The organism is Buttiauxella cochleicola, from assembly GCF_021282405.1.
GTDB lineage: Bacteria > Pseudomonadota > Gammaproteobacteria > Enterobacterales > Enterobacteriaceae > Buttiauxella > Buttiauxella massiliensis.
Window position 1 is genome coordinate 190,135 of sequence record NZ_JAJSOU010000002.1, and the last position, 21,257, is coordinate 211,391.

20 protein-coding genes are annotated in these 21,257 nt (G+C 50.6%); 9 read left to right on the plus strand and 11 right to left on the minus strand.

Going from position 1 to position 21,257, the window contains the following annotated elements; translation table 11 throughout:
• Positions 1 to 3: 3 nt before the first annotated feature.
• Positions 4 to 1,542, minus strand: coding sequence for an acetaldehyde dehydrogenase ExaC (gene exaC, locus LVQ79_RS03175; protein WP_034460449.1), 1,539 nt, complete (start codon positions 1,540 to 1,542; stop codon positions 4 to 6).
• Between the two features lie 188 nt (positions 1,543 to 1,730).
• On the opposite strand from exaC, the gene LVQ79_RS03180 reads away from it, so the two are divergent.
• Positions 1,731 to 2,600 carry an ROK family protein gene (locus LVQ79_RS03180; protein WP_064514544.1) on the plus strand — a complete coding sequence of 290 codons (870 nt, stop codon included), beginning with the start codon at positions 1,731 to 1,733 and terminating at the stop codon, positions 2,598 to 2,600.
• A 179-nt stretch (positions 2,601 to 2,779) separates the two neighbouring features.
• Here the strand turns inward: LVQ79_RS03180 and ompA are convergent, their stop codons facing one another.
• Together ompA and LVQ79_RS03190 are read right to left on the minus strand one after the other, a co-directional pair.
• The gene (gene ompA, locus LVQ79_RS03185; RefSeq protein ID WP_232863870.1) at positions 2,780 to 3,826 is read right to left on the minus strand and encodes a porin OmpA; all 1,047 of its coding nucleotides are present in this window, start codon (positions 3,824 to 3,826) and stop codon (positions 2,780 to 2,782) included.
• Positions 3,827 to 4,050: 224 nt separating this feature from the next.
• Complete coding sequence (locus LVQ79_RS03190) at positions 4,051 to 4,680, minus strand: helix-turn-helix domain-containing protein (RefSeq protein ID WP_151993757.1); 630 nt, start codon at positions 4,678 to 4,680, stop codon at positions 4,051 to 4,053.
• A 258-nt stretch (positions 4,681 to 4,938) separates the two neighbouring features.
• Here LVQ79_RS03190 and LVQ79_RS03195 point away from each other — a divergent pair, with 258 nt between their 5' ends.
• Complete coding sequence (locus LVQ79_RS03195; protein WP_232863871.1) at positions 4,939 to 5,283, plus strand: DUF3302 domain-containing protein; 345 nt, start codon at positions 4,939 to 4,941, stop codon at positions 5,281 to 5,283.
• 20 nt (positions 5,284 to 5,303) lie between these two features.
• Positions 5,304 to 6,443, plus strand: a complete 1,140-nt coding sequence (locus LVQ79_RS03200; RefSeq protein ID WP_232863872.1) for an HlyD family secretion protein — start codon at positions 5,304 to 5,306, stop codon at positions 6,441 to 6,443.
• A gap of 133 nt (positions 6,444 to 6,576) precedes the next feature.
• Here LVQ79_RS03200 and wecA read toward each other — a convergent pair whose 3' ends face one another.
• On the minus strand, positions 6,577 to 7,677 hold the full coding sequence (gene wecA / locus LVQ79_RS03205) for a UDP-N-acetylglucosamine--undecaprenyl-phosphate N-acetylglucosaminephosphotransferase (protein WP_232863873.1): 1,101 nt from the start codon (positions 7,675 to 7,677) through the stop codon (positions 6,577 to 6,579).
• Between the two features lie 455 nt (positions 7,678 to 8,132).
• Between wecA and LVQ79_RS03210 the strand changes: the two genes are divergently transcribed.
• Positions 8,133 to 8,597 (plus strand): NUDIX hydrolase, encoded by a 465-nt coding sequence (locus tag LVQ79_RS03210; protein WP_232864024.1) that lies wholly within the window; start codon positions 8,133 to 8,135, stop codon positions 8,595 to 8,597.
• 43 nt (positions 8,598 to 8,640) lie between these two features.
• Here the strand turns inward: LVQ79_RS03210 and yajD are convergent, their stop codons facing one another.
• From yajD to hypA, 7 genes are all read right to left on the minus strand, one after another.
• A complete protein-coding gene (gene yajD / locus LVQ79_RS03215; RefSeq protein ID WP_034460453.1) occupies positions 8,641 to 8,988 on the minus strand; it encodes an HNH nuclease YajD in 348 nt (115 codons plus the stop codon).
• A gap of 44 nt (positions 8,989 to 9,032) precedes the next feature.
• Positions 9,033 to 11,117: a formate hydrogenlyase transcriptional activator FlhA gene (gene flhA / locus LVQ79_RS03220; RefSeq protein ID WP_232863874.1), complete on the minus strand. Its 2,085-nt coding sequence runs from the start codon at positions 11,115 to 11,117 to the stop codon at positions 9,033 to 9,035.
• A 116-nt stretch (positions 11,118 to 11,233) separates the two neighbouring features.
• A complete protein-coding gene (gene hypE, locus LVQ79_RS03225) occupies positions 11,234 to 12,244 on the minus strand; it encodes a hydrogenase expression/formation protein HypE (RefSeq protein ID WP_232863875.1) in 1,011 nt (336 codons plus the stop codon).
• Positions 12,241 to 13,362, minus strand: coding sequence for a hydrogenase formation protein HypD (gene hypD, locus LVQ79_RS03230; protein WP_232864025.1), 1,122 nt, complete (start codon positions 13,360 to 13,362; stop codon positions 12,241 to 12,243). Before hypD ends, hypE begins: the two co-directional genes overlap by 4 nt.
• Positions 13,362 to 13,622: a HypC/HybG/HupF family hydrogenase formation chaperone gene (locus LVQ79_RS03235; protein WP_034460456.1), complete on the minus strand. Its 261-nt coding sequence runs from the start codon at positions 13,620 to 13,622 to the stop codon at positions 13,362 to 13,364. Before LVQ79_RS03235 ends, hypD begins: the two co-directional genes overlap by 1 nt.
• On the minus strand, positions 13,613 to 14,476 hold the full coding sequence (hypB, locus tag LVQ79_RS03240; protein ID WP_232863876.1) for a hydrogenase nickel incorporation protein HypB: 864 nt from the start codon (positions 14,474 to 14,476) through the stop codon (positions 13,613 to 13,615). The genes LVQ79_RS03235 and hypB overlap by 10 nt, the downstream gene beginning before the upstream one ends.
• Positions 14,469 to 14,828: a hydrogenase maturation nickel metallochaperone HypA gene (gene hypA / locus LVQ79_RS03245; RefSeq protein WP_034460458.1), complete on the minus strand. Its 360-nt coding sequence runs from the start codon at positions 14,826 to 14,828 to the stop codon at positions 14,469 to 14,471. Before hypA ends, hypB begins: the two co-directional genes overlap by 8 nt.
• Positions 14,829 to 15,629: 801 nt before the next feature.
• On the opposite strand from hypA, the gene hycA reads away from it, so the two are divergent.
• From hycA to LVQ79_RS03270, 5 genes are all read left to right on the plus strand, one after another.
• Positions 15,630 to 16,085, plus strand: a complete 456-nt coding sequence (gene hycA / locus LVQ79_RS03250) for a formate hydrogenlyase regulator HycA (protein ID WP_232863877.1) — start codon at positions 15,630 to 15,632, stop codon at positions 16,083 to 16,085.
• 87 nt (positions 16,086 to 16,172) lie between these two features.
• The gene (locus LVQ79_RS03255; RefSeq protein ID WP_232863878.1) at positions 16,173 to 16,778 is read left to right on the plus strand and encodes a 4Fe-4S dicluster domain-containing protein; all 606 of its coding nucleotides are present in this window, start codon (positions 16,173 to 16,175) and stop codon (positions 16,776 to 16,778) included.
• The gene (gene hycC, locus LVQ79_RS03260; RefSeq protein WP_232863879.1) at positions 16,775 to 18,583 is read left to right on the plus strand and encodes a formate hydrogenlyase subunit 3; all 1,809 of its coding nucleotides are present in this window, start codon (positions 16,775 to 16,777) and stop codon (positions 18,581 to 18,583) included. Before LVQ79_RS03255 ends, hycC begins: the two co-directional genes overlap by 4 nt.
• Before the next feature lie 10 nt (positions 18,584 to 18,593).
• Complete coding sequence (locus LVQ79_RS03265; protein WP_232863880.1) at positions 18,594 to 19,520, plus strand: respiratory chain complex I subunit 1 family protein; 927 nt, start codon at positions 18,594 to 18,596, stop codon at positions 19,518 to 19,520.
• A 17-nt stretch (positions 19,521 to 19,537) separates the two neighbouring features.
• Positions 19,538 to 21,247, plus strand: a complete 1,710-nt coding sequence (locus tag LVQ79_RS03270; protein ID WP_034460465.1) for a hydrogenase large subunit — start codon at positions 19,538 to 19,540, stop codon at positions 21,245 to 21,247.
• Positions 21,248 to 21,257: the final 10 nt, after the last annotated feature.

Here is a 21,257-nt window from a genome sequence, read left to right on the forward strand (position 1 = left end):
ATATCAGAACAACCCTAACGGCTTATCGGAGTAACTCACCAGCAGACACTTGGTCTGCTGATAATGATCCAGCATCATTTTATGGGTTTCACGCCCGATACCGGATTGTTTGTAGCCCCCAAACGCCGCATGCGCTGGATAAGCGTGATAACAGTTAGTCCACACGCGCCCCGCCTGAATGCCACGGCCCATTTTGTACGCCAGATTACCGTTACGACTCCAGACACCAGCGCCGAGGCCATATTCGGTATCGTTCGCCAGCTCCAATGCTTCTTCTACAGTTTTGAAGGTCGTCACAGCGAGCACCGGCCCGAAGATCTCTTCCTGGAAAACGCGCATATTATTTTTGCCGAACAGAATGGTTGGCTCGAGGTAATAACCCGCTTTCAGGTCACCCTCCAGTGCTTTGCGGCGCCCACCAGTCAGGACATCAGCCCCTTCTTTTTTGCCGATATCGATGTAGTTCAGAATGGTTTCCATCTGCCCTTGTGACACCTGCGCCCCCATTTGGGTACGTGAGTCCAGAGGGTTACCACTGCGGATAGATTCCACACGGCGAATCGCACGCTCCATAAAGCGTTCATAGATGGATTCCTGCACCAACGCGCGGCTCGGGCAGGTACACACTTCGCCCTGGTTGAAGGCGAACAGCGCAAAACCTTCCAGTGCCTTGTCGAAAAATGCGTCCTCTTCGTCCATCACATCAGCAAAGAAGATATTTGGGGATTTACCGCCCAACTCCAGCGTGACCGGGATAATGTTTTGAGTCGCATACTGCATTATCTGCTGGCCCACTTCAGTGGAGCCGGTAAAAGCAACTTTGGCGATACGTTTGGACGTTGCCAGATATTCACCGATTTCACCGCCAGCACCGTTCACTACGTTGATGACACCCGGCGGTAGCAAATCGCCCACCAACTCCATCAGCAGCAGAACCGACAGCGGCGTTAAACGTGCAGGTTTGAGCACGATGCAGTTGCCCGCAGCCAGTGCCGGAGCCATTTTCCAGCTCGCCATCAGCAGTGGGAAGTTCCACGGAATAATTTGTGCTACTACACCGAGCGGTTCATGGAAGTGATACGCCACCGTATCGCCGTCCACTTCACTGATCCCGCCTTCCTGAGCGCGAATACAGGACGCAAAATAGCGGAAATGGTCGATAGCCAAAGGCACGTCGGCACCGCTGGTTTCACGGATTGGTTTGCCGTTATCCCAGGTCTCAGCCGCCGCCAGCAGCTCAATATTCTGCTCCATGCGATCGGCAATTTTTAGCAGAATATTGGCACGTTCCTGAACTGACATACCGCCCCAGCCTGCTTTTGCCTCATGCGCTGCATCTAACGCTAAATCAATATCGCCTTTGCTGGAGCTGGCTATCTCGCATAGTGGTTGCCCAGTAACTGGGGTAAGGTTTTCGTAGTATTTTCCCTCGACAGGAGCTACCCACTGGCCGCCAATGAAGTTGTCGTAACGAGGTTTAAGCTTGAGCGGGAAACCATACTCGCCCGGGATAATTCGGGTATCGGGAGGATTATTTGTCATGTGAATCTCCTTGTCGTTTGCACTCTCAAGCGTAGTCGCCAGCGGTGAATTCTTCGCCAATGTTTGAGCGCTTTACGACACAGGTCACGGATTGGTTTTTCGTTGATTAAGAGTAATCAGCCTGCAGGTTATTGGTTTTGATACATACTTAAAGTTTACCTTTTCCCGTTTCGCTACAAGGATTGCTCATGCGCCTGTTTATTAGTTTCGATGTGGGCGGCACCCACGTTAAGCATGGTTTATTCACTGAAGAGGGGGAGGTGCTGATCGCTGAAGAGTATGACACTCACTATGACCGCCAGCAGTTTCTGGATGCCTGGCAAAGTGTGGTGGCGGGCTATCGGCAGCATAATGAAATTGCCGGGATTGCCATCAGTTTTCCCGGTTATATCAACCCTCATACCGGCAATGTCCCCAAAGCGGGGGCGCTTGAGTTTCTTGACGGCTGCAATTTGCTGGAGATTTTTGGCGAACTGACAGACCTGCCCATTACCGTTGAAAATGATGCTAACTGTGCAGCCCTCGGTGAGATGTGGTTGGGTGCGGGCAATGAATATGATTCGCTGGTCTGCGTGACGATTGGTACCGGCATTGGCGGTGGCATTATCGTAAACCGAGAACTTATGCGCGGTTCGCACTTCAGGGCCGGTGAGTTTGGCGTATTGCCGGTAGGAAAATATGGTGAGGATATGCATCAGTTAGCGTCAGCCAAAGGGTTGATGGATGCATGCCGTCGCGAGATGAATATCCCGGCAGATGAGAAAATTCGCGGTCAGGATATTTTTGCCCGTGCTGAAACAGATCTGCATATTCAGGGTGTTATCGACAACTGGGTGAAATACCTGGCGCGTGGGATTTATAGCGTTGTGTCACTATTTGATCCTCAAGCGATTTTGCTGGGCGGCGGCGTCAGTACTCAGCCTATGCTCTACCCGATGCTGGAACGTCACCTGGAAGGGTTTAAGTTCTGGGATGTGCTACAAGTGCCGATTCGCCCCTGCAAGCTGGGGAATAAGGCGGGTATGCTCGGCGCGGTTTGGCTGGCAAAACAGAAATAAAAAAAGCCCGACGAATTTGTCGGGCAACGGACGATTAATGAAATATTTCTTATATACCTCTCATACTTCGTGCCACACAGGAAAAATGCGCTTACATGCTTCCAGGGTGTGGCACGGAATAATCAAGGTAACTTCTTTCTGCACTTTCGGGATGAATTCACGTTCTCAGGGGTGAATGCTTACTGTTCACCTGCAATCTCAACCACAACACGGCGGTCTGGAGCCAGGCAATCAATCAGTTGTGACTTAGGCATACCGTCTGCACAGGTGTTGCCGGTCACGGAATCACTTTCACCACGGCCTTCGGCACGCACATTTTGAGCAGGCAAACCTTGCGCTATTAATGCATCAACAACCGCTTGTGCACGCTGAGCAGAAAGCTGCTGATTGTATTGCTCTGAACCCAGGCGATCGCTGTAGCCAACAACTGTTGTTGAGCTGTTTTTCGCAGCTTGCATATCCGGGCTGTTATACAGCTGCTGGATTGCCGCATGGCCTTCTGAAGTCAGCTCTGCGGAGTTAAAGCCGAACAGCACGTCAGATTTCAGATTGAATTTTTTCACCTCAGGAGCCGCTGGCGCAGGTTCCACAACCGGTGCAATTACTGCGTCATCATGCTGGCCGAAGCGATAAACAACACCGGCTGATACAGAGCTTACATCGCTGCTGAGACCAATCTGGTTGGAGTTTCCGACGTTGCTCACCCATTGGTATTCCAGACGACCAGCCCAGTTTTTGGTGAAGGCATATTCGGTACCGACTGCGGCCAACGGGCGCACGCCAGTTTCAAAATTGCTATGACCTGCGTTGTTAACTTCTGCGCGGTAACCCATCGCACCAGCACGGCCATAAATATCCCAGTTATCAGTCAAGCCGTAGCTCGCTTTCAGAGAAAGTTGCAGGCCCTGGCTTTCCATTTTTCCGCCAGCAACACCGTTATTACCGTTGATACCCATGTTGCCCAGGTAGTCGTATCCACCTTCAACCGCTAACCATGGAAGAACTTGATAACCTGCAAATACGCCGCCGCTGACGTTGTCTTTATCGAAATCGAAGTCAGTTGCGTTGCTCACGTTATCGTTGAAATCTTTGTTGCCGCTGGCATCAAAATAGTGCGACCAGCCCATTTTAGCGCCGCCGTACCAGGTATTCGCGTCTGCCGCAGCAAATACGTTAGAAACTGCGCAAGCGTTCAGCACGATTAAAGCTACAAGAGTCTTTTTCATATATTCCCTAACATATCCCGTTTCTGAGCAAACGACCCAGAATTAAAAAGCCATAAGTTTGTCGACACGGATAATAGAGGGAGAGTTCACAGATTTGAAATTATAATAAGTTTATTTTTAAATTTTTTCTTATCAATAAGATCAATTACCAGGCACCATCACACAATGGCGTCTGGTAATTGACATAAAATGCTAGAATCACATTTTAAGTATTCTTGCTTGCGTCAAATTTTATCTGGTAATTCATTCATCTGTAATAAATAACCGCCTCTTTTAAGCTCGAGATGATTCGTTGCCTTTAAAGCAAACAGGACATTAAGAACACTGCTGCGTGATAAATGTGTTCTTTCTTGTATATATTCAAGAACTGAAACACGCATTCTCGTCTCCAATGGCAACTGGATGATTTCCTGAAGATGGTTGCAAATAACTGAATAGGTACGCTGCTGAACCACCAAATCATCTCGATAAAAGAGATAACTATTAAAGTAAGCTAATGTAATAGATACGTCACGCCACAGATTTTGTTGGTCGAATATTTCCATAGCTTTTTTAGCACTGACGCGCAATATCGTTGAATCAGTATCGACGCGCAGAATATGGCAGCGCAGGGTTTGCAGTGATTCAGCCAGACCAAACAAATGCGGATCGTATGCACCGGCAATCACCAGCCCATCGGTGGCGCGCAACACCGACAACTCACCCTGGATAAACAGATAGAGCTGCGCTTCGCCTTTATATTCCCAATGCAATCTTTTACGAGGCACGACTTTCATTTCTGTGCTGAAAGGCTTCAATGCTTCAAGCAAACGCCCAATGGATTCATCCGGTCTGACGGGTGCAGATAACGGCATAATTTTTCCTCGGTGAATGAGTTCGTTATGATTATAGGCATCATGCCAGAGGTTTAAAATCAAATAAAAGCTGTATTGAGCAAGATGCTTTACCTGGGCATCATCGCAAATGTAACAATTGAATATCCAGAAACAATTTATACTTAGTTGAAATAATAACATACGTTATTTAAATTTAAATTTAATTAAATATCTACTCGCCAAATTAACGTCTCCCCTCTATCTTTTCCGGTTCCCATCTCACCGGAAATTACTCTTATGTTCTTAGATTATTTCGCACTGGGCTTATTATGCTTTGCCGCCCTAGTCGTATTTTACGGAATAATTGTCATTCACGATATCCCCTACGAAATCGCCGTTGAGCGCAACCATCCTCATCAAGACGCTATTCACGCTGCCGGATGGGTCAGCCTCTTAACGCTACATGTGTTATGGCCTTTTATCTGGATTTGGGCAATGTTGTACCGTGAAGACCGTGGCTGGGGATTTCGCGCCAAAGAAAATGACAACATGGTACAACTGCAAACCCGCCTCGCTTTGCTTGAAAAACAACTCGCCGCTCAGAGTGCCAATACCCCGAAAGACTTGCCCCATTCAGACTAATTAAATGACCAGGAAATATCGTGGAATTATTACTGATCCTTATTTACGCTGCCATTTGTATTTGTATATTCAAACTATTCAAAATACCCCTGAATAAATGGTCAGTGCCAACCGCAATATTAGGTGGGGTTATTCTGCTGAGTGGTTTAGTCCTGACGATGAATTACAACCATCCGTACACTGAACGCGCGCAGATGCTGACCGTGACGGTGCCGATTATTCCTGAAGTCCAGGGTACGGTCATTGCAGTCACCCCTAATACCAATAAGATGCTGAAAAAAGGTGATTTTCTTTTCAGTATCGACCCCACGCCTTACCAGTCAAAAGTCGATGTGATTAAAGGCGAAATTGAAACCGCACAGCAAAATGTTGAAGTGCTCAAGGCCCGACTTGCCGCGCAAAACGCCGATATCGAACAGTACAAAGCCAATCGTGACCTGGCGTTAAAAGATGCCAATCGTTACCGCGAGGGTAGTCGCGACCGCATGACAAGCCCGTTTACCGATCAAGAAGTGGTAACGGCGCAGGAACACTATCTGGCCACACAGGCGCAATGGCGCTCCGCACAATCGAAACGCGACCAGACCAAAGCCCAGTTAGCCGCTCTGGTCGGCAACGAAAACGCCACGGTTTACAAGCTCAAATCCAGCCTGAAAGAGGCGCAATATAACCTCGACAGAACCACCGTTCGCGCTCCAGACGCGGGTTACGTCACGCAGGTTTTACTCAAACCGGGCATGTTCTTACGCCCGCTGCCGCTGCGCCCGGCAATGGTATTTGTGCCAATGCAAAAAACCGATATTTATGCGGCATTTCGCCAGAATTCAGCACTGCGTTTACACGCGGGGGACAAAGCCGAAGTGGTATTTAACGGTATTCCCGGCAAGGTTTTCCCGGGCACGGTGAAGCAGATTTTGCCAGTGGTCGCCAACAGCAGCTTCCAGGCACAGGGATTCTTGCAGGGATTGAGCCAAAATCCGGGGCTGGACGGTATTTATGCCGACATTTCCTTAGACCCGAATCCTGAAATTAAAGCGCTGCCGAAAGGTACAACCGCCCAGGCGGCGGTTTACACCGAGCACGTGGAGCATTTGTCGATACTGCGCAAAATCCTGCTACGCATGACGAGCTGGACGCATTATCTCTATCTTGATCACTAACTTTATGACATAGCTCTCGGCTGTGTTATCCACCTTTCCAGGCATTACACCAATGCTGATGGATATCATCCTCCAGTCTAAAAGAACAAAACCCAGAATGACTGGGTTTTGTTCCTGGACTCAATGGGGATTATCAGTTAGCTGTTGGTACATCGGCACTAGCAGCAGCGTTATACTGCTGACCAATTTTTGCTCTCAAATCTGGATTACGTTTTTGGAGCTTATTATTTACCACCAAATAACCGGTAAATAAGCCGAGGAACACAACCAGAGAGAACCACTCCGCAACACCAATTTTGGAAAGCACAATCCCGAAACCAGCAAATATTGCCGTGAGTAGAGTCATGACTAGCACAGTCTGGCGAGCCGTTAAGCCACTACGCATTAAAATATGATGTAAATGATCGCGGTCAGGATGGAAAGGGCTATGTCCACGGCGAATGCGACGTACCATGATAGTCACCATATCCATTAGTGGCAAAGCTATTACCCACAGAGCCGTAACAGGAGCCATCACAGCTTCGCCACCCTGGCTTCCTAGTATCACCAGCCAGAGCATCGTAAAACCAATCACCATACTTCCAGCATCACCCATAAATACTTTGAAGCGTTTATTCCCGATTAACCCCATGTTGAGCATTAAATAAGGGATTAAGGCAACAATCATCAAGAAACACCACATGGCGCGCAAATGAGCACCCGCCAGTAAGAAGACCACCATCAAAGCTGCAAAGGTTGCACTCGCAACGGAGCCGAGTAGGCCATCTACGCCATCAACCATATTAAAAGCATTGATTGCAGCCCAGGTTGCAAAAAGCGTCACCAGATAACCGACTGGACCGAGTACGAGTTCGTACCCACCCAACACATGTCCAAATGTCTGAAGGTATAGACCATCAACCATAATCACAACTGCGGACAATGCCTGGATAAACACGCGTGGTATCACCGGCAAGTCAAAACGATCATCGGCAATACCGACAAGCAGCAGTAGCGAGATGCTCACTAAGTAGGGAATAAAATGTGTTTCTGTGTGTGGTAGAACTTCAGGCCAAAAGAGGAAAAAAATCACTATGGCACAGTAGAAAGATATCCCACCGACTAATGGAATTTCTCCTTTGTGTTGCTTACGCCCACCGGGCTTGTCAACCAGACCACACTTCAAGGCGAGCTTACGAGCGATAAGGAGGGCGGTCATCGCTGTTAAGAACATAATGATAACTTCGATACTCATGGCAAGACCTTATTTCTTTTTAGCAAAGTTGCCCCTATGGAGAATGTAGAAATTTCCACAAAGTATTAGAGAAATTCATTAGATGTGTAGGACTGGTACGATAGCCACACATTTTATTAACATAGGATAAATACGAAAGTAGCGCCATTATATTACGTCTAAATTTTCAGGTCAAAATCATAATTCCTGAAAGGCATTAGCCTGAAATATGTTTAGCTACGTTACTATTTTTCTTGTTATTTTATATTTTTCAAATAAAACAACACGTTAAAAACAATATCTTTATTGCTCATTGTTTTCCAAAATTACCCATATATTAATTTTTTAAAACCATCAAATAATTAACGCAGCTTTTTCTTGTGTTTTTTTCTTCATGCTCGCCAATATATCTTAATTATAATGGAAAACTTTAAATCTCTAGCCGTGATCTGGAGTTCCGGGACAAAAAAATGAAGATTCGTACTCGCCCTTCTTCTCGCTTGCTCATCATCGACAATAGCGGCGCGGTGCTGTTATTTCGCTTTTCTCATCGTGATGATGCACTGGAAGGAAAGGTTTATTGGGCAACGCCCGGAGGCGGCCTTGAACCCGGTGAATCATTTGAACAAGCAGCCATTCGCGAGCTACACGAAGAAACTGGACTCGTAAGGCTTGAGTGCGGGCCATCTGTCGCACAACGCACATTCATGATGCAACTACCGAGTGGTGAAACCGTACAGGCTGACGAGCGCTTTTATGTCATCAATGCTTCTGAAAGTGAGCTTTCGCAGGCGGGTTGGAGTGAAAACGAAAAACGGGTGATAAGTCAGCAGAAATGGTGGACGCAATCAGAGTTGCTAGAGACTGGCGAAGTGATATTCCCTGAGGGACTGACAACGATTTTGGCAGAAATAGTAGATGATGAAGAATCAGAGAATTAAAAATATAAAAGGTGGGCCACAGTAAAGTTTGCCCACCTGATAACTACTTCTTCTTATTGAGCATCGACTTTAAATCTGCAAACGGATTGTAGGTCGCTTCACCCACGTCTTTCTGTGCATCTTCGCCCGCGACTACGGTTGTGCCGTATTGGTCAGCTTCGGTGTACTTGGAGTGCTCATGATCGTGGCAATACAGACACAGAAGTTCCCAGTTACTGCCATCTTCCGGGTTATTGGTGTGGTCATGATCGATATGGTGAACCGTCAGCTCGCGCAAGTTTGAATACACAAACTCACGCGAACAACGCCCGCATACCCACGGATAAATTTTTAACGCTTTCTCACGATAGCCGCTTTCCAGCCGCGTATAGTTTTTTGGGATCAGTGCCATGGACGTTAATTACCTGCTTAAAAGTGTAGGGCTATAGAAAGAGTTTAAACCCCCTCTTTATCAATCCCCAAACGTTTCATACGTGAAAGCAACGTCGTGCGTTTTAATCCCAATCGCTGTGCCGCACCACGTGGGCCTGCAACTACACCGTTGGTTTCTTTCAGCACACGCAAAATTCGCTGCGCTTCATCTTCACCTTCACGAAACTCTTCACTTGCCACCATCTGCGTCGGTTTTTCTTCAGGTTGACGATATTCCATCTCAGGCAAAGAAAGATGCAGCACATTGCCACGAGTTAATAGCACCGCACGTTCAATCACATTTTCCAGTTCACGCACATTCCCCGGCCAGTCCATACGGCTGAGCGCGCGCAAGGTTTCGGCCGGAATACTGTCAATATTACGGTTCATGCGATGGGCGATTTTGAAGGTGAAAGATTTCACCAACAGCGGAATATCTTCCGGTCGCTCACGTAGTGGTGGCAACATAATCGGGAACACATTCAGGCGATAATAGAGATCGCTTCGGAATTCACGCTCACTCACCATCTCTTTCAGATTGCGATTGGTGGCGGCAATCAGGCGTACATCGACCTGCTGAACTTTGTTGCTGCCGAGGCGTTCAAATTCCTGCTCCTGTAGCACGCGCAGAAGCTTAGGCTGTAACTCCAGCGGCATATCGCCAACTTCATCAAGGAACAGCGAGCTTTTATCTGCCAGTTCAAAACGCCCGATACGCTGAGTGTTTGCACCGGTAAATGCGCCGCGCTCATGACCAAACAAGTCGCTTTCCAGCAACCCGGCAGGCATCGCCGCACAGTTAATTTTCACCATTCGACGGCTGTTGCGTTCGCTTAGATTGTGAATTGCTCGAGCAATCAGCTCTTTACCCGTACCTGTTTCTCCTAGAATCAACACGGTACTGTCGCTTTTCGCTACCATCTCGACTTGTTTAAGCACATTCGACATCACGTCGCTGCGGCCAATAATCTCACCAAAATCACTGGCGACATTATTGATTTGCTCGGTGAGATAGAGGTTCTCGTCGACCAGGTTTTCTTTCAGGCGATTGATTTCCTGATATGCCAGCGCGTTATCTACTGCAATAGCAATACGTTCGGCAATCTGGCGCATCAGCTTGAGGTTTTGCGGAGTAAAGATGCCCGCTTCACATTGCGCCAGCTTCAGCACACCCACAATGTTATTGCCAAAGGTGAGAGGCAGCAGGCAAAGCGTCTGAATTTGATTGCCCCACATTTCAAACAACATGCGCTCATATGGCGCGAGCTGGTCACCGTGATGCAGATTCAATAGCAGCATTTCACCGCTTTTGAATACCCGTTCAGAAAGTGTCCCCCCTAAAGCGACATCACTCTGATCGTGGATCGGCGACTGCTCTTTCACGAAATGGGTGGAATAGACAGTAAGCCGATCTTTGCGGTTTCCGCGCAGCACAATACTTATCGAGTCTATCGAGAAATAGTGGTGAATCTCGTTGGCGATCTCGCTTATCAGTTCATCAAGATCGAGCTTAGAAAGTACCGCGTTTGTCACTGCCACCAGGATACGGAAATCGTCACGTTCGCGGCACAGTTGTTGGTAACCAAGGTTTGAGTCGATACGGTTTTGGATTTGTTCCGCAGCCAGAGCCACAACATGGGCCAGGGTATGCATGCGGTTGAGTTCTTTATCTGTCCAGGCAATATCGTTGTCGCGAATAAATTCGCAGCCGCCAAAGATTTTCCCTTCTGCGGCCAGCGGCAACAGACAGTAACGACCAAAGGGGGCGTACAGTTCAAGGTTCATCACCTGTGGCCAGGTGTCATTGAACTCTTCCTGAGTACAAATCAACGCCTCCGGGCGCGAAAGCACACGCCGCACCGGCCCATTGGCCAGCACCATTTCATCTTCGTAATGCAGTTCTTTGCCGTGTTTGTCCATGCCATAGAAGGCCACACGCTGATGTAGCGGATGATAAAGCAGAATATTCACTCTGTTCGCCAGCGCACCTTGCTTTGCCAGTTGGGTCAGGCAATTGGCAAGTGCCGGGAGATCAGGTTGCTGCAACAGGGTACGCGTAATATCAAATAGGCCCTGCTGCCCGAGATCGCTCATCGGTGTGTATGGCATTTTGCTTATCCAAAAAAGAGACCCGGTGAGTTACCGGGTAGGGAATATATTGATCATACAAATAGCGCTCGACGCTTTAGTGTAGCCAGGGCGGCACACAGCGCACTTGGCTTAGGTCAACAAATGCGTGGCAGCGGCTCTGAATGCGGCAAGTCTAATGTCCGTTTTACACCATATAGCCCGGCAACACGTACACCTTTACGTTCAACAACATCACCAATAATTGCCGCATCCTGACCTAAAGGATGAGCACGCAGTGCCGTCAGTACCGCGTCAGCAGCTTCACGCTCTACTGCGATAACCAGTTTACCTTCGTTGGCAAAATTAAGCGCATCGAGGCCAAGCAACTCACAAACACCACGCACCGCCGGGTTCAATGGCAGCTGACTTTCAGCCACTTCCATTCCACAACCACACGACGCTGCAAACTCATGCAATACAGCATTCACGCCACCGCGCGTCGCGTCACGCAACGCTTTAACGCCGGGAATATTCAACAGTGGCGCGATTAGAGGTGCCAGCACCGCACAGTCACTGATCAGCGCACCTTCCAGACCCAGCGATTCTCGCAGATTTAGGATAGTCGCTCCGTGGTCACCCAGAGTTCCACTGACGATCAACACATCACCCACGCCGATCTGTTGCGTGCCCCAGTTCAAACCTACGGGAATTGCGCCAATCCCAGCCGTATTGATAAACAGCTTATCTGCCGCTCCACGCTGTACAACTTTGGTATCACCAGTAACCACCGCGATACCCGCCGCTTTTGCGGTTGCAGCCATGCTGGTGACCACACGTTCGAGTGTTTCAAGCGGCAAGCCTTCTTCAAGGATAAACCCGCAGGATAACCAGCGTGGGGTTGCACCGCTGACAGCAACATCGTTCGCCGTCCCGCAAATAGCTAACTTGCCGATATCACCACCGGGGAAAAACAGCGGATCGATAACATAGCTGTCGGTTGAAAATGCCAGGCGATCTCCACTCGCAGTGAGTTCAGCCAGCGGTAAACGCGCCTGATCCTCTTGCTCTGCAAGCCAGGGATTATCAAACGCCTGCATAAACAAGTCAGCTACCAATTTTTGCATTGCCTGGCCGCCGCTGCCGTGGGCCAATTCAATAGTTTTCATGCTTCACTCTCCTGGCTGCGATATTGATACCAGGCAGCACATGCCCCTTCAGATGACACCATCAGTGCGCCAAAGGCATTTTGTGGATTACAGGTTTTACCAAACATCGGACATTGATGCGGTTTACAGCGCCCGGTGAGCACATCGCCACAACGGGCGAGCGGGTCGTCGTAAACTTGCTGCGGTGCGGGTTTGAAATGATCTTCCGCATCAAACTGACGATACTCGTCAGTCAGTTGAACGCCGGAATCGCTTATAGTGCCAAGCCCACGCCATTCGGCATCACCACGTACGGTAAAGACGTCTGCGATAGCTTCCTGCGCAAGGCTATTACCGGCATCCGGCACCACACGTTTGTATTGGTTCTCCACCTTGCTGTTTTGATGGATTTTTTGCTCAACCAGCATCACCACGCCTTGCAGCAAATCCAGTGGTTCAAATCCAGCAACCACTAGCGGGCGCTGATGCTCGGTGGCAATAAAGTCATAGGCTTCAGTGCCAATCACCATGCTGACGTGGCCGGGCGCCAGGAAAGCATCAATGCCGTTATCCGGCTGCTCCAACAAACTACGCAGCGTGGGAATAAGCGTAATGTGCTGGCAGAAAAAGTAGAAATTATTGATGCCCTGCGCTTTCGCTTGTTTGAGCGTAATAGCAGTGGTCGGCATCGTTGTTTCAAAACCGAGGCCGAAAAATACCACTTTGCGATCCGGGTTCTGGCTCGCAATAGCCAGAGCGTCCATTGGCGAGTAAACCACGCGCACATCTGCGCCACGTGCTTTCGCCTGCATCAGCGAACCGTTTTTACCCGGCACACGCATGGCGTCGCCAAAGGTACAAAAAATCACTTCCGGATGGCTTGCGATTTCAATACACGCATCAATGCGCCCCATCGGTAACACACACACCGGGCAACCCGGCCCGTGGATAAACTCAATGTTTTCGGGCAACAACTGGTCGAGGCCAAACTTAAAGATAGCGTGAGTATGCCCGCCACAGACTTCCATAATGCGCAAAGGACGTTCTGCCGTGTAAGTCAGTTTTGGGGCGCGTTCACGGAGTACATCAATAAGCTGCATGACTTTTTCCGGCGCACGGTATTCGTCAACGAAGTGCATCATCCGCGTTCTTCCCCAAACAGCAGACCGCCAACATCGGGTTCCACTTCAAACATGTTTTGCAGGGCATCTAAGGTGTCGCGAGCTTCTGCTTCATCAATAATCGCCATTGCAAAACCAACATGAACCAGCACCCACTGGCCAATTTGCGCATCGCCCACCAGCATCAGGTTTACATCGCGTTTGATACCACACACATCTACTTTAGCGCTGCCGTCTGGCAGTTTTTCAACAATCTGACCCGGAATGCCTATGCACATCGTTGCGTCTCCAGCCAGTTGAGCCACTCATCCATACCTTCGCCACTGGTCGCAGAAACCAACAAGATTTCAATATTCGGATTCACCTGGCGGGCGTAGTCGAGACACTTATCAACATCGAACTGCAAATAAGGCAGCAGGTCGATTTTGTTGAGCAGCATTAAGGAAGAAGCGGCAAACATATGCGGATACTTAAGCGGTTTGTCTTCGCCTTCGGTCACCGAAAGCACCGCTACTTTGTGGCGTTCGCCAAGATCAAAACTCGCCGGGCACACCAGGTTGCCAACGTTTTCGATAAATAGAATCCCGTTACGCTCAAGCGGCAAACGCTGCATGGCATCACGAATCATCTGCGCGTCGAGATGGCAGCCTTTACCGGTATTCACCTGAATGGCTGGCGTACCAGTAGCACGAATGCGTTCGGCATCGTTCACGGTTTGCTGATCGCCTTCAATAACAGCGCAAGGCACATTGCCGTGCAGGCGTTTTAAGCTTTCAGTAAGCAATGTGGTTTTACCGGAACCCGGGCTTGAAACCAGGTTAAGCACCAGCTGTTGCTGTTTCGCAAATTGCTCACGGTTATAGACGGCAAGCTGGTTGTTTTTATCCAGCACGTTAAGTTCGATTTCCAGCATACGGCGCTGAGTCATGCCCGGCGCATGGGTGCCTGCGGCACCGTGGCCATAATGCAGGTCGCCCTGCTCATCTGCCGTTGGGGCAAATTTAACGCCGGTGATTGGCGTTAAAGCGCGTGATGCTGGCGCGAAAGGTGCACTACGGAAACCAGAGTGCGGATTGCGCTCGTCGCCTTCTATATACAAGTTGCCTTCAGCGCAACCACAAGTACTACACATGATTCGTCTCCTCCACTTCCAGACGCTTAATCTGCACGCCATCGTCTGCCACTACGCGTAAATTACTGCCTTCGCACAACGGGCAGCGCCGTACCAGCTGGGTTAACAAGGTGATGTGTTGCTGGCAGTCGTAGCACCAGCATTCCGCTTCTTGTTGATGAATATGAAGCTGGCAGCCTTCGGCTAATGTGTCGCGGCACACTAATTCGAAACAGAACTCCAGCGCGCTTTGCTCAACGCATGAGAAAGCGCCTACTTCAAGCCAAACACCAGTGACGCGGGTGGCACCGTGTTGGCGGGCTTGAGCTTCGATGAGTTCCAGTGCGCGTTGGCAGAGGGTGATTTCGTGCATATTGCCTCCGGGGATGTCTGCTGGAGGTAATGCAAGGATGATGCCAGGGTTTATATCCATTTCTCTGACAGACCGAATTTATTCCGTTCACTGAAAGTTTACCGATCCCTGAACTTACCGAAACGGTGAACGAATCAAGGGTGCTACCGCAGCACCCTTGATAATCCCGGCTCCCGGCATCTAAATCGCCGCTTCGCGGTAAACCTTCGTATTTCCTTTCAGTCTCTGGGTCGGTTGTGATGCGCTCCCGGCGATCACAACCTCTCGCCGTTCCCGACGGCGAGACCCGCTCCTTTTAGTCAATACGAAGGCGATTTAAGCCGGACTCAAAGGTCAACGTCAAAAGCTAAAGACAGCACGGAGCCGGTTTTGACCTTGTCCCCGGTATAAATTGCCCCAGCGTTACCCATAAGTCAGGGTTGAGCTGCCGTCCGCCGTGAAAGAGAGCGATCGCCGGGAGCGAGTCGCGAACGACCCTGAACGTTGGGGATAAGCTGGGGTTTACCGCGCAGCGGCAATTTAATCACCGGGCGCCGGGGTTGCCAGGGGGCTGGCGTGAGCCACCTGGCACGTTCACCGTTCGCAGATATATGTAAGATCGGAGAACTGTCGGGTGAACGGAACACCACCTTACTCAGCATAAACAATGCTGACATTCCCCCGTCAAACATGACGAAATGACATGTCATCCCTGTGCCTATTTGTATCCTATTAATACAAAACCCAATAATTTCAGCAAAATACAACATTGGCACGAAACGTGCTCTGTAGACGCAACAGCAAAAACAGAGTGATTTAATAATGAACATTTGGGAACTGAGCGAAAAAGCCGAATACATTGCCGACAAGCACCAGCGCTTGCTTACGCAATGGCAACATTACTGCAATAGCTTGATTCAGGGCATCACCCTTTCTAAAGCGAAACTACATCACGCCGTAGGGTGCAATCCTGATGATTCCCTGCGCTTCTTCTTATTTGACCATTTCGTCATTCACGTGCGCCTCGCCGAAGGCTTCAATAGCCACACCATCGAGTACTACGTTGAGAAGCGTAACGGTGAAGATAGAGTGTTGATTGCTAAAGCAATCCTTGATGACGAAGGCCGCGTAGACAACAGCATCAGTAACCGTAACCGTGAAAGTGTTCTCGAGCATTACCTCGAAAAAATTCATCCGGTATACGAAAGCTTGTACAGCGCCGTTCACACCGATACTCCGGTATCGATGGGGCAGCTGCAACAAAGCGCTCAGGCCTGATAGCCATGTTGGGTGTCGAAAACTGTCGAAACGACAGCCGTCGGCACAGTTTCGTCAAAAATGATGATGTGCTCTAAGGATACTTAGGTGAATCGCTTTATTATCGCCGACTCCAAACTTTGCATGGGTTGCCACACCTGTGAGGCGGCTTGCTCTGAAACGCACCGTCTGCATGGCCTGCAATCCATGCCTCGCCTGAAAGTGATGCGTGACGCGAATGATTCCGCGCCGCAAATGTGCCATCACTGCGAAGACGCGCCTTGCGCTGGCGTCTGCCCAGCTAATGCCATCACCCGCGTCGATGGTGCGGTACAGCTCAATGAAAGCCTGTGCGTAAGCTGCAAACTATGCGCTATCGCCTGCCCATTCGGCTCTATTGAATTCTCGGGCAGCCGTCCCATCCATATCCCGGCAAACGCTAACAGCCCGAAAGCGCCACCTGCGCCTCCGGCTCCTGCTCGCGTCAGTTCGCTTATCGACTGGGTGCCAGGTGTTCGTGCCATCGCTGTGAAATGCGATATGTGCAGTTTCGATGAAGATGGTCCAGCGTGCGTACGCACCTGCCCAACAAAAGCGCTGCGCGTGGTGGATAACAATGACATTGCCAAATCCAGCAAGCTCAAACGTGAACTGACTTTGGGTGCGACCCTTGGCGATCTCACCCTGTTTACCCAGCCTGAGGTGAAAAAATGAGTGCTTTTGTCCTGATTCATTGGGCGCTGATGGGCTTTCTGCTAAGTGCGATTCTGGCCGGTATCACGGCATTTAATAAACCGCTGAGCGGCGTTATTGCTGGCCTGGGTGGTGCAATTAGTTCCGTACTGGTACTGATTGCCGGTTTCGATGCGTTAACCGGGTTTACCGGTATGGCGCAAGTTTGGCAGTTGCATCTACAGCTCAACGCCTTTAACGGCATCTGGCTGGTAACGCTGGGTCTGCCGGGTCTGTTTATCTCACTATTCAATATCGACTGGCATCGTCATCACGCCGTAAAAGCCAATGGCTTGCTGGTGAACCTGGTGATGGCCGCAGCCGTAGCAGCACTGGTGGCCGATAATATCGGCATGTTAGTTGTGCTGGCAGAAATCGTCGCACTGAGCGGTTACTTCCTGACTGGCTGCCAGAAATCCGGGCAGTTGTGGTTTGCGCTGGGCCGTCTTGGCACCGTGCTGCTGGCGGTTGCGTGCTGGTTACTGTGGAAACAGTACGGCACGCTGAGTTATGCCGAATTGCACCTGATGACCAACGGCGCGCCGATTAGCTCTGTTGTCTGGCTGCTGGGTCTGGTTGGTTTTGGTTTGATGGCGGGGATTATTCCGCTGCACGGTTGGGTACCTCAGGCACATGCCAACGCTTCTGCTCCGGCAGCGGCGCTGTTCTCAGCTGTCGTACTGAAAATTGGCCTGTACGGCATCATGAGCTTCTCACTGATCAGCAATGTTATGCCGCTGTGGTGGGGCATTCTGGTGGTCATTCTGGGGATGATTACTGCGTTTATTGGCGGTCTGTATGCGCTGATGGAACACAATATCAACCGCCTGCTGGCTTACCACTCTCTTGAGAATATCGGCATTATTCTGCTCGGTCTGGGCTGCGGCATGATGGGCCTTGCGCTGAATGAATCCACGCTGGTTGCACTCGGCATGATTGGTGGCCTGTATCACCTGTTCAACCATAGCGTATTCAAAACCACGTTGTTCCTTGGCGCAGGCGCGGTTTGGTTCCGTACTGGTCATCGCGACATCGAAAAACTCGGTGGTATTGGCAAGCGTATGCCGCTGATTTCCATTGCTATGCTGGTGGGTTTAATGGCAATGGCAGCACTGCCTCCGCTCAACGGTTTTGCTGGCGAATGGGTCATTTACCAGTCCTTCTTCCACCTTGGCACTTTGCCGCTGTTTATCGCTCGCTTCTTAGGCCCATTGTTGGCTGTAGGTCTGGCGATTACTGGCGCACTGGCTGTGATGTGTATGGCGAAGGTTTATGGCGTCACCTTCCTGGGTGCACCGCGCACACCAGAAGCTGAAAATGCTACCTCTGCGCCGTTCCTGATGAACCTGAGTGTGGCGGCCCTTGCCGCATGTTGTGTGATTGCCGGTGTTGCTGCTCCTTGGCTGATTCCTCTGTTGCAGAACGCGATTCCATTGCCGCTGCAAACGGCTAACACCACCGTTTCACAACCGATGATCACCCTGCTGCTGATTGCCAGCCCACTACTGCCATTCATTTTGATGGTGATTTTCCGTGGCGACCGTCTGCCAAACCGCACACGCGGCACGGCCTGGGTCTGCGGTTACGACCATGAACAAGCAATGGTCATTACTGCGGGTGGTTTTGCTCAGCCAGTAAAAGCGGCGTTCGCGCCACTGCTGAAACTACGCAAAACCCTGAACCCAGTGAAATGGGTGCCTGGCTGGCAGTGTGATTGCCTTGCCGGTACGTTCCGTCGCCTGGCAATGATCGAACTGGCCGTGTTGCTGGTTGCGGTTTGCGCTTAAGGAGCCTGATATGAATACCATTTTCTTTTCGTTGATTCAGGCGCTGGTGTTATTTGCCGTCGCGCCACTGTTGTCCGGTATTACCCGTGTCACTCGCGCCCGTATGCACAACCGCCGTGGGCCTGGCGTGATGCAGGAATATCGTGACCTGTTCAAATTGTTCAGCCGCCAGAGCGTGGCACCAGCCGCCTCCGGCTGGGTGTTCCGTCTGATGCCGTTTGTGATGGTTGGTGTGATGCTGACCATTGCTACTGCGCTGCCAGTCGTCACGCTCTGGTCACCACTGCCTTCACTGGGTGATTTGATAACCCTTATCTACCTGTTCGCCATCGCGCGTTTCTTCTTTGCCATTGCAGGCCTGGATACCGGTAGCCCGTTTACCGGCATCGGTGCCAGCCGTGAAGCGATGCTTGGCGTGCTGGTTGAACCGATCCTGATTCTGGGACTGTGGGTTGCCGCACAAGTGGCTGGTAGCACGCACATCAGCAATATCGCATCCACGATTTACCACTGGCCTGTCGCGCACAGCTTAACGCTAATTCTGGCGCTAGCCGCCTGTGCCTTCGCCACCTTTATCGAAATGGGCAAACTGCCATTCGACCTCGCAGAAGCCGAGCAAGAGTTGCAGGAAGGCCCGCTGACCGAGTACAGCGGCGCTGGTTTTGCCGTGCTGAAATGGGGGATTTCCCTCAAGCAATTGGTCGTACTGCAAATGTTCGTTGGCGTGTTCCTGCCATGGGGCCAGATGAGCGAATTTAGCTGGGGCGGCCTCGTCATTGCGCTGGTTCTGGCGGCAGTAAAACTGGTACTTGGCGTGCTGATTATCGCGCTGTTTGAAAACAGTATGGCGCGTTTGCGGATGCTGGAAGCTTCAACAGTTACCTGGGCCGGTTTTGGCTTTGCCTTTTTAGCCTTCGTCTCCTTGCTGGCGGCGTGATTTAAGAGAATTTATCAATGTCTGAAGAAAAGATTGGCCAACATTATCTCGCCGCTTTGCATAAGCAATTTCCTCATGCGGTGATCGACGAAGCGTGGCAAACCAAAGACCAAATCACTGTCACCGTGAAGCTCAACATGCTGCCAGAAGTGGTGGAGTGGCTTTACTACCAACAAGGTGGCTGGTTATCCGTATTGTTCGGTAACGATGAGCGTCAACTGTGCGGCAACTATGCAGTTTATTACGTGCTTTCCATGGAAAGCGGCGTGAAATGCTGGATTACCGTGCGCGTAGAAGTCGACGCCGACAAACCAGAATTCCCATCCGTTACACCGCGTGTGCCTGCTGCTGTATGGGGCGAGCGTGAAGTGCGTGATATGTATGGCCTGCAACCTGTTGGCCTGCCGGATGAACGCCGTTTAGTGCTGCCAGATGATTGGCCAGATGACCTGTATCCGTTGCGTAAAGACAGCATGGATTATCGCCAGCGCCCTGCCCCAACCAGCGATCAGGAAACTTACCAGTTCATCAATGAGCTGGGCAGCAAGAAAAACAACGTGGTGCCGATTGGCCCACTGCACGTAACCAGCGATGAGCCAGGCCACTTCCGCCTGTTCGTTGATGGCGAAAACATCATTGATGCCGATTACCGCCTGTTCTACGTCCACCGTGGTATGGAAAAATTGGCTGAAACCCGCATGGGTTACAACGAAGTCACCTTCTTGTCTGACCGCGTATGTGGCATCTGTGGTTTCGCCCACAGCACCGCGTACACCACGTCAGTTGAGAATGCGATGGGCATCGTGGTGCCAGAGCGCGCCCAGATGATCCGTGCGATTTTGCTGGAAGTTGAACGCCTGCACAGCCACCTGCTGAACCTCGGCCTGGCTTGCCACTTTGTCGGCTTCGACTCAGGCTTTATGCAGTTCTTCCGCGTACGTGAGATGTCCATGAAAATGGCAGAAATCCTCACCGGCGCACGTAAGACTTACGGCCTGAACCTGATCGGCGGGATTCGTCGCGATCTGCTCAAAGACGACATGATCCAGACTCGCCAGCTCGCACAGCAGATGCGCCGCGAAGTGAAAGACCTGGTCGATATTCTGATGAGCACGCCAAACATTGAACAGCGTACCGTCGGCATTGGCCGCCTGGACCCACAAATCGCCCGCGATTTCAGTAACGTCGGTCCAATGGTCCGCGCCAGCGGTCACGCCCGTGACACCCGTGCCGATCACCCGTTCGTTGGTTACGGTTTGCTGCCAATGGAAGTTCACAGCGAAACAGGCTGCGATGTGCTGTCCCGTTTGAAAGTGCGTATCAATGAAGTTTATACCGCGCTGAACATGATTGATTTTGGTCTCGATAACCTGCCTGGCGGCCCGCTGGCTGTGGACGGTTTCACCTACATTCCAAACCGTTTCGCACTTGGCTTCTCTGAAGCACCACGCGGCGATGACATTCACTGGTCGATGACCGGCGACAACCAGAAGCTGTACCGCTGGCGCTGCCGTGCGGCAACGTATGCCAACTGGCCGACTCTGCGTTACATGCTGCGTGGCAACACCGTTTCTGATGCGCCACTGATCATCGGTAGCCTGGATCCTTGCTACTCATGTACTGACCGCATGACCATCGTCGATGTGCGTAAGCGCAAGACCAAAGTGGTGCCGTACAAAGAGCTTGAGCGCTACAGCATTGAGCGCACTAATTCGCCGCTGAAATAAACGGAGTCAC

What these genes read in the sequence shown, in the direction of transcription:
- LVQ79_RS03235 (WP_034460456.1), bottom strand. Translation starts at nt 13,622, where the DNA reads ATGTGCATAGGCATTCCGGGTCAGATTGTTGAAAAACTGCCAGACGGC.
- wecA (WP_232863873.1), bottom strand. Translation starts at nt 7,677, where the DNA reads ATGAGTATCGAAGTTATCATTATGTTCTTAACAGCGATGACCGCCCTC.
- LVQ79_RS03190 (WP_151993757.1), bottom strand. Translation starts at nt 4,680, where the DNA reads ATGCCGTTATCTGCACCCGTCAGACCGGATGAATCCATTGGGCGTTTG.
- LVQ79_RS03180 (WP_064514544.1), top strand. Translation starts at nt 1,731, where the DNA reads ATGCGCCTGTTTATTAGTTTCGATGTGGGCGGCACCCACGTTAAGCAT.
- exaC (WP_034460449.1), bottom strand. Translation starts at nt 1,542, where the DNA reads ATGACAAATAATCCTCCCGATACCCGAATTATCCCGGGCGAGTATGGT.
- hypD (WP_232864025.1), bottom strand. Translation starts at nt 13,362, where the DNA reads ATGCACTTCGTTGACGAATACCGTGCGCCGGAAAAAGTCATGCAGCTT.
- hycC (WP_232863879.1), top strand. Translation starts at nt 16,775, where the DNA reads ATGAGTGCTTTTGTCCTGATTCATTGGGCGCTGATGGGCTTTCTGCTA.
- hypB (WP_232863876.1), bottom strand. Translation starts at nt 14,476, where the DNA reads ATGTGTAGTACTTGTGGTTGCGCTGAAGGCAACTTGTATATAGAAGGC.
- hypE (WP_232863875.1), bottom strand. Translation starts at nt 12,244, where the DNA reads ATGAAAACTATTGAATTGGCCCACGGCAGCGGCGGCCAGGCAATGCAA.
- flhA (WP_232863874.1), bottom strand. Translation starts at nt 11,117, where the DNA reads ATGCCATACACACCGATGAGCGATCTCGGGCAGCAGGGCCTATTTGAT.
- LVQ79_RS03265 (WP_232863880.1), top strand. Translation starts at nt 18,594, where the DNA reads ATGAATACCATTTTCTTTTCGTTGATTCAGGCGCTGGTGTTATTTGCC.
- hypA (WP_034460458.1), bottom strand. Translation starts at nt 14,828, where the DNA reads ATGCACGAAATCACCCTCTGCCAACGCGCACTGGAACTCATCGAAGCT.
- yajD (WP_034460453.1), bottom strand. Translation starts at nt 8,988, where the DNA reads ATGGCACTGATCCCAAAAAACTATACGCGGCTGGAAAGCGGCTATCGT.
- hycA (WP_232863877.1), top strand. Translation starts at nt 15,630, where the DNA reads ATGAACATTTGGGAACTGAGCGAAAAAGCCGAATACATTGCCGACAAG.
- ompA (WP_232863870.1), bottom strand. Translation starts at nt 3,826, where the DNA reads ATGAAAAAGACTCTTGTAGCTTTAATCGTGCTGAACGCTTGCGCAGTT.
- LVQ79_RS03195 (WP_232863871.1), top strand. Translation starts at nt 4,939, where the DNA reads ATGTTCTTAGATTATTTCGCACTGGGCTTATTATGCTTTGCCGCCCTA.
- LVQ79_RS03270 (WP_034460465.1), top strand. Translation starts at nt 19,538, where the DNA reads ATGTCTGAAGAAAAGATTGGCCAACATTATCTCGCCGCTTTGCATAAG.